Annotated in this window: 9 protein-coding genes; 4 read left to right on the forward strand and 5 right to left on the reverse strand. The window is 67.5% G+C overall.

All coding sequences use genetic code 11. The features are described 5' to 3' along the window. From rsmA to F467_RS0111830, 4 genes are read left to right on the forward strand one after another with little or no spacing between them, the layout of a single operon-like run. A complete protein-coding gene (gene rsmA / locus F467_RS0111815; protein ID WP_018175425.1) occupies window positions 1-792 on the forward strand; it encodes a 16S rRNA (adenine(1518)-N(6)/adenine(1519)-N(6))-dimethyltransferase RsmA in 792 nt (263 codons plus the stop codon). Window positions 793-832: 40 nt separating this feature from the next. Beyond that, window positions 833-1,819, forward strand: a complete 987-nt coding sequence (locus F467_RS0111820) for an ROK family protein (protein WP_018138657.1) — start codon at window positions 833-835, stop codon at window positions 1,817-1,819. Further along, window positions 1,816-2,208: a Co2+/Mg2+ efflux protein ApaG gene (apaG, locus tag F467_RS0111825; RefSeq protein WP_012983348.1), complete on the forward strand. Its 393-nt coding sequence runs from the start codon at window positions 1,816-1,818 to the stop codon at window positions 2,206-2,208. Before F467_RS0111820 ends, apaG begins: the two co-directional genes overlap by 4 nt. 8 nt (window positions 2,209-2,216) lie before the next feature. Next, the gene (locus F467_RS0111830; protein WP_018138656.1) at window positions 2,217-3,047 is read left to right on the forward strand and encodes a symmetrical bis(5'-nucleosyl)-tetraphosphatase; all 831 of its coding nucleotides are present in this window, start codon (window positions 2,217-2,219) and stop codon (window positions 3,045-3,047) included. A 254-nt stretch (window positions 3,048-3,301) separates the two neighbouring features. Here F467_RS0111830 and F467_RS0111835 read toward each other — a convergent pair whose 3' ends face one another. The 5 genes from F467_RS0111835 to F467_RS0111855 form a co-directional block, all read right to left on the reverse strand. After that, a complete protein-coding gene (locus F467_RS0111835) occupies window positions 3,302-6,790 on the reverse strand; it encodes an EAL domain-containing protein (protein ID WP_018138655.1) in 3,489 nt (1,162 codons plus the stop codon). Window positions 6,791-6,973: 183 nt separating this feature from the next. Continuing rightward, on the reverse strand, window positions 6,974-8,347 hold the full coding sequence (pmbA, locus tag F467_RS0111840; RefSeq protein WP_018138654.1) for a metalloprotease PmbA: 1,374 nt from the start codon (window positions 8,345-8,347) through the stop codon (window positions 6,974-6,976). Between the two features lie 86 nt (window positions 8,348-8,433). Next, a complete protein-coding gene (locus F467_RS0111845; RefSeq protein ID WP_012983351.1) occupies window positions 8,434-8,697 on the reverse strand; it encodes a hypothetical protein in 264 nt (87 codons plus the stop codon). A gap of 46 nt (window positions 8,698-8,743) precedes the next feature. After that, complete coding sequence (tldD, locus tag F467_RS0111850; RefSeq protein WP_018138653.1) at window positions 8,744-10,186, reverse strand: metalloprotease TldD; 1,443 nt, start codon at window positions 10,184-10,186, stop codon at window positions 8,744-8,746. 103 nt (window positions 10,187-10,289) lie between these two features. Further along, window positions 10,290-11,120, reverse strand: a complete 831-nt coding sequence (locus tag F467_RS0111855) for a carbon-nitrogen hydrolase family protein (protein WP_038038394.1) — start codon at window positions 11,118-11,120, stop codon at window positions 10,290-10,292. Between the last annotated feature and the right edge of the window lie 11 nt (window positions 11,121-11,131).

The raw sequence follows: 11,131 nt of genomic DNA on the forward strand, positions 1-11,131 counted from the left end.
ATGGGTAGCGCGCTGCCGCCGATCCGCAAGCGGTTCGGCCAGAACTTCCTGCATGATCAGGCCGTGCTCGCGCGCATCGTCGGCGCGATCGCCCCGCACCCCGACGACCCGGTGCTGGAGATCGGCCCCGGCCGGGGGGCCCTGACGGGCGCCTTGCTGGAGCGCCTGAATCGTCTGGTCGCGGTGGAGATTGACCGTGACCTGGCGGCTGGTCTGCGCGCCGCCTTTGCCCCGGAGCGCCTGGAGCTCCATGTGGGCGACGCGCTGGATCTGGACCTGGCAAGCCTTGGCCCGACACCGGAGGGTGGCTGGCGGGTCGTGGGCAACCTGCCCTACAACATCTCGACCCCCCTGCTATTCCACCTGCTCGACCAGATGGAGGCCATCCGCGACATGCATTTCCTCCTGCAGCGCGAAGTGGTCGAGCGCATGACCGCCGCCCCCGGCAGCAAGACCTACGGCCGACTGACGGTCATGCTCGCGGCGCGCGCCCGGGCCCAGTCGCTGTTCGGGGTTCCCCCCGGCGCCTTCCACCCGCCGCCCAAGGTCCACTCCGCGGTCGTGCGCATCACACCACTGGAGGCGCCGCTGGTGGACAGCGCACTGTATCCGGCGTTCGCAAAGGTCGTGAACCAGGCCTTCTCCAACCGCCGCAAGACCCTGCGGCGGGGGCTGTCCGGGCTGGTGGATGCCTCCCGGATCGAGGCCGCCGATCTGGACCCGGGCGCCCGCCCGGAGACCGTGGACGTCCACGGCTTCGCAGCGCTGGCGCGAATGGTCGCGCCCAGCTGACCGGCCCCGCCAGCGGACCGCGATCCGCTATGATGGACCCATGGACTTCATGGTGGCCGACATCGGAGGTACCCGCACCCGGGTCGCACGTGCGCGCCGCAGCGGCGCGCACTGGTCGTTGCACGACATCCGCCGCTACCCCAGCCGCGACTTTCCCGACCTGGACCACATCCTCGAGGTCTGGCGCAACGAGGTCGAACCGGCCGAGCCGCTGGCCGCTGCCGGACTGGCCCTGGCCGGCCCCGTTCAGAGCGGTCGGGCCCGCGCGACCAACCTCGACTGGCCCGAACTGGATGCGTATGCCCTCGAACAGGCACTGGGTATCCCGGTCGCCCTGATCAACGATTTCGCCGCTGTCGGCGCCTGCCTGGATGCCCTGGAACCCGGAGACCGGATCACCCTGCAGAACGCAGCGGCCGATCCAGAGGGTTTGCGCCTGGTGGTCGGGGCCGGAACGGGTCTCGGGACCTGCCTGGTCGGCCCGCGCCAGCAGCCCGCCATCCATCCCGGCGAAGGGGGGCACGCACGCTTTTCCCCGGCCGACGCCAACGAGGCGGCACTCGCGGCGTTCGTCAGCGCCGAGGAAGGGCTTTGCACCCGCGAGCACCTGCTCAGCGGCCGCGGCATTGCACGCATTGCACGCTTTGAACTGGCACGCCGGGACGATGGCGAGCTGGCGCGGGCGCTGACCGCGGCCGACCCGGCCGCCGCCATCAGTGACCTGGCCGATGCCGGCCACGCGGCGGCCCTCGCGGTCGTCCAGCGTTTTGTAACGATCTATGCGGGACAACTAGCCGACATGGCCCTGACTGCGCTGCCCACCGGTGGGCTATACCTGGCCGGCGGGATCGCCCCGCGCTGGGCCGATTACTTCCAGGACACGACGTTTCTGCGGGCCCTGCATAATCGCCCACCGATGACCCACTTGCTTGAGCGACTGCCCGTGTCCCTTATCATGCACCCTGAACCCGGCCTGCTGGGCGCTGCCGTCAGCGCCTGGTTCCAGACAGGAGCTGCAACCGAATGAATTCGCCCCGCGAAACCGAAGAACACGCCATCGAGATCGAGGTCGCCACGGCCTATGTCGAGGACCAGTCGGAGCCCGACGACGACCGCTACGTGTTCGCCTACCACATCACGATCCGTAACTCCGGCGCGCTGACCGTGCAACTGCTGAACCGCCACTGGATCATCCGCGATGGCCGCGACCAGACGCAGGAGGTGCGCGGCGAGGGCGTGGTGGGCGAGCAGCCACGCATCGAGCCGGGGGACAGCTTCGAGTACACCAGCGGCACGGTAATCGAGACACCCGTCGGCACCATGGAGGGCAGCTACGGCATGCAGGACGAACGCGGCAACACCTTCGAGGCGCCGATCCCGCCCTTCACCCTCTCCGTACCCCGTACGCTTCACTAGGCCAGGGCATGGCCCTTTACGCGGTTGGTGACCTCCAGGGCTGCCTGGACCCGCTGGAACGCCTGCTGGAGCAGGTCCGTTTCGACCCCGCCACGGATCACCTGTGGCTGGTGGGTGACCTGGTCAACCGGGGACCAGACTCGCTTGGCTGCCTGCGCTACGTACGCGCCCTGGGCGATGCCGCGACCGCCGTGCTGGGCAATCACGACCTGCACCTGCTGGCCACGGCCGAGGGTGTCCGCACCCCCGGCAACAAGGACACCCTGCGCCCCGTGCTGGACGCCCCGGATGCCGCCGAGCTGCTGGATTGGCTGGCGCAGCGTCCCCTGTTGCACACGGATTCCGACGCTGGCTGGACCCTGGTGCATGCCGGCATTGCGCCGGGCTGGGATCTCGAAACCGCGCAGACCGAGGCCCGGCGGGTGGAGGCCGAGCTGCGCGACCCCGCGCGACGCCATGCCCTGTTCGAGGTGATGTACGGCGACGAGCCTGCCCACTGGGACCCGGAGCTGGCCGGATATGATCGCCTTCGCTTCACGATCAACTCCTTTACCCGCATGCGCTACCTGATGCCCGATGGCGGACTGGAATTCTCAGGCAATGGGCCACCGGAAGATGCCCCGGAAACGCTGACACCGTGGTTTGCCTGGCCGGGCCGCCCAAGCGAAGGCTGGTCCCTGGTGTTCGGTCACTGGGCCGCGCTCGGTCACCGCCGAGGACCCGGCTGGCTGTCACTGGACAGTGGCTGCGTCTGGGGCAGGACAATGACGATCGCGCGCCTCGACGAGACCCGCGACCCCTTCCGGGTACGCACCTGGCAGACCGCCTGCAGCCAATAAGGCGCAGCGTGGCCATCGGCGGCGCAAAGAGCGTCCGCCAGGGAAACACTGAGCAATGCACATGCTCGCACTTGAGTCGCTTTCGCGTGCGAACAAGGCGCGGTGACTACCGTGCAATCGATCTGCACAAGGGAGCCGCAGCACCGTGCGCACACCCGTTTTTGATCAACAATGGGCGGGTAACGCGCTCCACGAGACGCCTTGCCTCGGAAAACCCGGGCACCGATGCGACTTGTACTTGGATCAGTGCTTCTCTAACCCGCGTGGACCGAGTGCAGATACGCCGAGAGTTCGTCCAACAGACGATCGCGGGCCGCATGCAGTTCGTGCAGGCGCGCCAGAGCCCGGCTATCCTCACCGCGTTCACGCAGGGCGAACAGCTCGCCGGCCAGGTCATGGACCTCCTGGTGCCTCTGAAGCAGGGCCTCGGCCTCGTCCACCCGCCGCGAGCCCGCACGCTCGAGGCCGCGAACGAATCCGTCCCGATCCTCGGCCAATAACGGCGGCTGAGAAGTCTGCCCCTGCAGATAGGCCTCCGCACGCATGACCCAGGCCCGGTGGGCGACTGCGGCATACATCAGAGGCATGGCCTCGCGGTGGATCCGAGCCAGGTCCGTCCAGTGGGCCGGTGGCTGCCACTCGTTCACCCACGCCGGGATCCGGTCCGCCGGCATGGGATGCGCAATGCCGTAGCCCTGGGCCAGATCGCAACCGATGCCCAGCAGCATGTCGCCATGGGCAATGGTCTCCACCCCCTCTGCGATCACCTCCCGGCCGAAGGCGCCGGCCAGGCTCAGGACCCCGTCCAGAATCGCCAGATCCTCGGGATCATCCAGAATATCGCCGATGAAGCTCTGATCGACCTTGACCATCCCCGCCGGCAGGCGCTTGAGATAGGTCAACGAGGCGTAGCCGGTGCCGAAGTCGTCCAGCGACACGCCCACCCCGAGGGCCCGGCAACCCTCCAGGCGGCGGGAGATCTCCACCATGTCGCCCAGCGCACTGGTCTCCAGGACCTCCAACTCCAGGCGCCCGGGCGCGAGATCCGGATGGTGCTGCAGCAGCCGCTCCAGGCGCTCGACGAAGTTCGGCTGGCGCAACTGGTAGGCCGCGATGTTGACACTGACCTGTGTGGACAGCCCGACGGTCTCCCAGGCCCGCAGCTGCTGCAGGGTCCGGTCGATCACCCACTCGCCGAGATCAACGGCCAGCGGATGGTCCTCGATCTCGGGCAGGAAATCCCCGGGCGACAGCAGGCCATACTCCGGGTGCTGCCAGCGGATCAGGGCCTCGAACCCGATGACCGTGCCGCTGCGCATATTCACCTTGGGCTGATAGAACAGGACGAATTCCTCGTTCCCCAGCGCGCGGCGGATGTCTTCGATGGTCTCGTGGTGGCTGCGCGCCGAGCGGTCGCGCTCGGCATCGAACACATGGAAGCGCCCTTTGCCCGACAGCTTCGCCTGATACATCGCCTGATCGGCCTGACGCAGAAGCTGGTCTGCATCCAGGTCCTGGTCCGCCTCCGGGTAGAAGGTCACCCCGAGGCTGGCGGAGACCTGCAACCGGTCGTCTTCCAGCAGCATGGGTTCCGCGGCCGCCTGCAGCAGCCGCTGCAGCAGGGCCTCGCAGCCGTGCAGATCGCCGACGTCGATCAGCACCGCGACGAACTCGTCCCCACCCAGGCGGGAGAGGGTGTCTTCCGAGCGCATGACCGCCTTCATGCGCGCAGCGACCTCCACCAGCATCCGGTCCCCGGCCGCATGCCCGAAGGTGTCGTTGATTCGTTTGAACCCGTCGAGGTCCAGATAGACGACCGCCAGGTGCTCGCCATGGCGCCGCGAGCGGGCCATGGCCTGCTGCAGGCGATCCGCCAGAAGCACCCTATTGGGCAGACCGGTCAGTGCATCGAAATGGGCGATCCGTTCCAGCTGCCGCTCGTGCTCCTTGAGGGTGGTGATATCAGTCGAGATCCCCAGCAGGCCAATGATCTGGCCCGGCTCGTTGTCGTCCCGGATCGGGGTCTTGATCTCCAGATACACTCGGCGGCCGCCATCCTCCTCGATGACCTCGATCTCCTCGGTGGTCTGGTCACCGTCCAGCACACGGTGGTCGATCTTGCGCAACCGACGCACCGTGTCTGGAGGGAAGAAACGGCTGTCGGTGCTGCCGGGCAGATCCTCCTCCGTCGCGCCGAACAGGCGCAGGCAGGGCTTGTTGGCAAACGTGTATCGGCCCTGCGGGTCCTTCATGTAAATGTAGGAGGAGACATAGTCCAGCGCATCACGGAAGCGCTGTGACTCGGCATGGGCCGCGCGCAGGGCGAGCTCGTCGTTCTTGCGGTCGCTGATGTCGGTGCAGGTACCGATCATCCGCAACGGGCGGTCCTCCGCATCGCGACTGACGATCAGGCCGCGATCCTCGAGCCAGATCCAGTGACCATCCGCGTGCCGGACCCGGTACTCCTGGACGTAGCGTTCGCGCCGGCCCTCGAGATAGGCCCGCAGCGCGGCCTTCACCGACTCCTTTTCATCCGGATGGATGCGCCGTTCCCATTCCTCCAGGGAAGCCCCGAGTTCGGCCTCGACCACCCCCATGATTTCGCGCCAGCGGGGCGAGAAGTAGAGCGTGTCCCGCGCGATATCCCAGTCCCAGAGGCCACTGCGCGAACCCTCCAGGGCAAAGCGCCAGCGAAATTCGCTCTCGCGCAGCTGCTGCTCCTGCCCGCGGAGCTCGTCGGTCAGGCGCCGGGCGATCTCCTCGGCGCGCACCCGGGTGCCGGAGATCGACAGGATCAGCCCGAACAGCAGGCCGCTCAGCGCCAGCCCGGCCACCAGCGTGCCCCAGGCGCTGGTGTAGGCCACCGCCGCATCCGGGTCCTGGTGATCGAACTGCAGCCGCCAGATGCGGCCGTTGAACTCGATCTCGCGGGACTGGGCAAACCGGCTGGGGACCTCCGAGTCGATGCCGCTGTTGCTGAACAGCAGGCGGTCGTCATCCACCTGGGGCCCGTCATAGATGCGCAGCCCAACGCCCTCGCCCTCCATCAGTTCCCAGTCACCAAGGATGCCGGTCATCAGGTCCGTCATGCGGTACGGACTGTAGGCCCAGCCCTTCAGGGCCTCGGCCCGTTGCCCCGGCGTATCGATGGGCATATCCATGCGATAGATGGGCACGTACATCAGCGTACCGGCCTGCACGTCCTCCTCGGTCTCCTGCACCAGCTGCACACGCCCGGTCAGCGCCGCACGCCCGGTATCCCGGGCCTGGGTCATCGCCTCGCGGCGCACCGGCTCCGAGAACATGTCATAGCCGAAGGCCCGCTGATTGCGGGCGTCGAAAGGTTCGAGGTAGACGATCGAGGAGTAGGTCTCGCGCGGACCCGGCGGAAACACGGTGTAGTCCGGGAAGCCCTCGACCCGAATCTCCTCGATGTGTGCGGCCAACTCGTCGGGCCGCAACAGGCGTGAAAAACCGATCCCCTGCACGCGCTCGAGGGTGTCGGATACCCGGAGCTTGCGCACGTAGTCGCGCCACTCCTCGCGCGTGACCTCCTCGGAGGCATCGTACAATCCTGCGGCCCCGCGCAGCACCAGGGCGTAGGCATCCAGTCGCTCCTCGATCCGGATCGTCACCTGATCGGCGGCGAACGCAAAGCGATCAGTCGCCTCGGCATCCAGCACCTGCTTGACCTGAAGCGCCGCGAGCAGCGTCAGCACGCCGCCAAAAACCAGTACGATCACCGCGAACGAATAGCGTCCGGAAGCATGGGTACGCGGGTGAAAGAAGGGTATCAACGTCAACAAAACGCCCTGGCCGTGAACAGAGCCAAGTTAACCACGAAAGAAATTCCGGTAACACCGGTCCCGGGCCGAGCCCGGGTCGCGGCCAGGCGAAGCAGAAAACGACAGGGCGCGCCGCTGTCGTCAGTCGCCGGCGACGGTCATCGATTCGACCAGGATCGAGCCGGTGTGGATGTTGCCCCGGCGATCGACGTCGGTCCCCACCGCGACGATGCGCTGGTAGATGTCCTTGAGATTGCCGGCGATGGTGATCTCTTCCACCGGGTACTGGATCTCGCCATTCTCCACCCAGAAGCCGGCCGCCCCGCGCGAATAGTCGCCGGTTACCGCGTTCACACCCTGGCCGATCAGTTCGGTCACCAGAAAGCCCGTGCCCATCTCGGCCAGCAGGGCGGCAAAGTCCCGCTCGCCCGGTTTGACGGTCACGTTGCGCGCCCCACCCGCGTTGCCAGTGCTCTCCAGCCCCAGGCGCCGGGCAGCGTAGCTGTCCAGGGTATAGCTCTGCAGTACGCCATCAGACACCAGAGGACGGTTGCGCGTACGCACGCCCTCGCCATCAAACGGGGCACTGCCGAGCGCGCGCGGCGTCAGCGGGCGTTCCTCGATCTGCATCCAGTCGGGAAACACGGACTCCCCGACCGCATTCAGCAGGAACGAGCTGTGGCGGTACTGTGCGGGGCCGGAGATCGCGCGGGTAAAGCTGCCGATCAGCGTGCGCGCCATCTCCGGGGCAAACAGCACCGGGCAGCTGCGCGTGGAAAGCTTGCGCCCGCCCAGGCGCCGCACGGTGCGCTCGGCGGCCTGACGCCCGATAGCCTCGCAGGCGTCGAGATCCGCCGCGTGGCGGGCCACGGTGTAGGCATAGTCGCGCTGCATGCCGGCATCGTCGCGCGCCACCAGGGCACAGGACATCGAGTGACGCGTACTGCGATACCCGCCCATGAAGCCCTGCGAGTCGCCGAGAAAGGCGATCGCCCGGCGGGTGCTGACGCTCGCGCCTTCGGAGTTCTCGATCCGCGAATCGGCGGCAAAGCCCGCGGCCTCGATCGCACGCGCAAGTTCGGTCGCCTGCTCGGCATCGCAGTCCCAGGGGTGGTCGAGGTCCAGGTCATCCCACTCCCCGGCCTTGAGCGCGGGATCGGGCATCCCGGCATAGGGGTCCGGCTCGGTGTAGCGCGCGATGCGGCAGGCGGCCTCGACCGTATCCAGCAGGGCCTGCTCGCCGAAATCGGTGGTCGAGGCGGCCCCCTTCGACTGGCCGAAGTAGGCAATCAGCGACAGGCTCTGGTCGCGTTCGTACTCCAGCGTCTCGATCTCGCCCTTGCGCACGGAGAGCTCCAGACCGACGCTGTGGCTGACCACCGCCTGCACATCCGAAGCCCCCTGCGCGCGGGCCACGTCCAGGGTCCGCTGGACGCGATCCTGCAGGGAGTCGGCGGAATGGGACAGGGCCTGGATCTCGAGATCCGGCGCCATGCGTTCGGGGGATGTGCTCATACAGACGTCCGTTTGCCTTCAGATCAACAGAATCGGCGGGCCGGGTTCATCCCGGCCCGCCGTGGTGTGCGAAGCCCCGCGGGGCTTCAGGAGGGGCGGCCCGTGTGCTTGTGTACGGCGCCAACGTTGCCCCAGCGTTCCAGGTCCTCGACGTGCACGCCGACCCAGTAGAGCTTGCCAACGCTGTCACGGGTCCAGCCACCAACCAATTCCTGGCCCTCGCCCAGCTCGACGTGATCGGCGAAATGCTCGGCCCGTTCGCGGTCGCGGAAGACATGCCACTGCACGATCTTGTCGTGGCCGTGTCCCTCGGGCAGGGAATGTTCCTGATCCAGAAAATCCAGCTTCATCTAAGCCTCCTTGTCGCTGCTCGTCCGCGGGCACGCCGGGCCGGCGTCAGGCCGCCTGGGTGCCCCCCACGGTCATGCCGTCGATACGCAGGGTGGGCTGCCCCACGCCTACCGGCACGCCTTGTCCTTCCTTGCCACAGGTCCCCACCCCGGGGTCCAGGCGCATGTCGTTGCCCACCATCGAGACGCGGGTGAGCACGTCCGGGCCGTTGCCGATCAGGGTCGCGCCCTTGACCGGGTAGGTCACCCTGCCCTTCTCGACGCGATAGGCCTCGGAGGCGGAGAAGACAAACTTGCCGGAGGTGATGTCCACCTGCCCGCCGCCGAAGTTGACCGCATACAGGCCGTCCTCCACCGAGGCGAGGATCTCCTCCGGGTCAGCCTCGCCCGCCAGCATGTAGGTATTGGTCATGCGCGGCATCGGCAGATGGGCGTAGGATTCGCGCCGGCCGTTGCCGGTCGACTGGACGCCCGTCAGTCGGGCATTCATCTCGTCCTGCATGTAGCCACGCAGAATACCGTCCTCGATCAGCACGGTCTGTTGCGTAGCAGTGCCCTCGTCGTCCACGTTCAGCGAACCGCGGCGCCCCTCCAGCGTGCCGTCGTCGACGATGGTGATGCCCTTTGCGGCCACCCGCTCGCCGATACGCCCGGAAAAGGCCGAGGTCCCCTTGCGGTTGAAGTCGCCCTCCAGGCCGTGGCCAATCGCCTCGTGCAGCAGCACACCGGGCCAACCGGGGCCCAGCACGACCTTCATCGTGCCGGCCGGCGCGTCACGCGCCTCCAGATTCACCAGGGCCTGGCGCACCGCCTCGCGGGCATAGCCAGCCGCGCGGTCATTCTCGAGGAAGTAGCGATAACCGAAGCGGCCGCCGCCCCCGGAGCTACCGGATTCGCGGCGATCCCCCTGCTGGGCGATCACCTGAACGCTCAGGCGGACCAGCGGGCGTACATCGGTGGTCAACTCGCCACGCGCATTCAGTACCAGAACGACCTCGTGCACCCCGGCGAGGGAGCACATCACCTGGGTCACGCGCGGATCGGCGGCGCGTGCTGCGGCGTCCACTTCCTTGAGCAGGTCGATCTTGGACTGCTCGTCCAGCGAGTCCATCGGATTCTCGGGGGCGTACAGCGCCGGACGAGTCGGCATGCGGCTCGCGACCGCGACCCGCCCGCTCTGGCCCGCATCGGCGATGCTGCGCGCGGTGCGGGCCGCATCCAGCAGTGCCGGCATCGCGATGTCGTCCGAATAGGCAAAACCGGTCTGCTCGCCACGCACCACGCGGATACCCACGCCGCGCTCGATATTGAAGCTGGCCGATTTGACGATGCCGTCCTCCAGCGACCAGCCCTCCTGGCAGGCAAACTGGAAGTAGCAGTCGCCCCCGTCCACGCCGCGGCCAAAGGTCGTGCCGAGCAGGGTGGTCAGCTCGTGGTCGCCCAGACCGGCCGGGTCGAGCAGGGTTTGTTGGGCAAGGCTGTCGATCATGGAATCCTCGGGGTTCAGGAATGCGTTCAGTATGGAGCTTGGGGCCCGCGCCGGGCTTTCAAGCCCGCGCGCCACGCGGTTATGCCCGCCGCAGACATTCGGACTAGACCGTCCCCGGGCAGGCCAGGCGCCGATGTTCGATGGTGGGGAACACGGTGCGGATGCGCTCGACCTGGGCATGATCCAGATCGGCCAGCAGCACACCCGGGTTGCGCTGCAACTGATTCACGACCCGGCCCCAAGGGTCGACCAGGGCGCTGTGCCCATGGGTCTCGCGACCGTTCACGTGGAACCCGCCCTGGGCCGACGAAAGCATATAGCACTGGTTCTCGATCGCGCGGGCACGCAGCAGGACATCCCAGTGAGCCTGGCCGGTCTGCGCGGTAAACGCCGCCGGCAGCGCGACCCAGTCAGCCCCCTGGTCCAGCAGGGCCCGAAACAGCTCCGGGAAGCGCAGGTCATAGCAAATCGCGAGCCCCATGCGCCCCACAGGGGTATCCACGACCACCACCTCGTCGCCCCGTTCGAATACTTTCGATTCCGTGTAGGCCTCGCTGCTGTCTGGTAACTGCACGTCGAACAGGTGGATCTTGTCGTAACGTGCGACCTGCTGGCCCTGGTCGTCGAACACCAGGCAGGCGGAGCGCACGCGCCCCCCGTCCTCGGTCTGTAGCGGCACGGTGCCACCGACAATCCACAACCCCAGGCGACGGGCCTGCTCGGCGAGGAAGGCCTGCAGCGGCCCCGCCCCGTCGGCGACCTCGGCGATGCCCAGGATGTCCGACTCCTGCATCCCCATGAACGCGAAGTTCTCAGGCAGCACCGCCAGACGGGCCCCCTTGTCCGCGGCCTCCTGCAGCAGGCGCTTGGCCTCCAGCAGGTTTGCCTGGGGCTGAGGCCCGGAGGCCATCTGTATTGCCGCTACCTGTGTCATCGGTACATCCG

The organism is Thioalkalivibrio sp. ALJ12 (genome assembly GCF_000378305.1).
Lineage (GTDB): Bacteria > Pseudomonadota > Gammaproteobacteria > Ectothiorhodospirales > Ectothiorhodospiraceae > Thioalkalivibrio.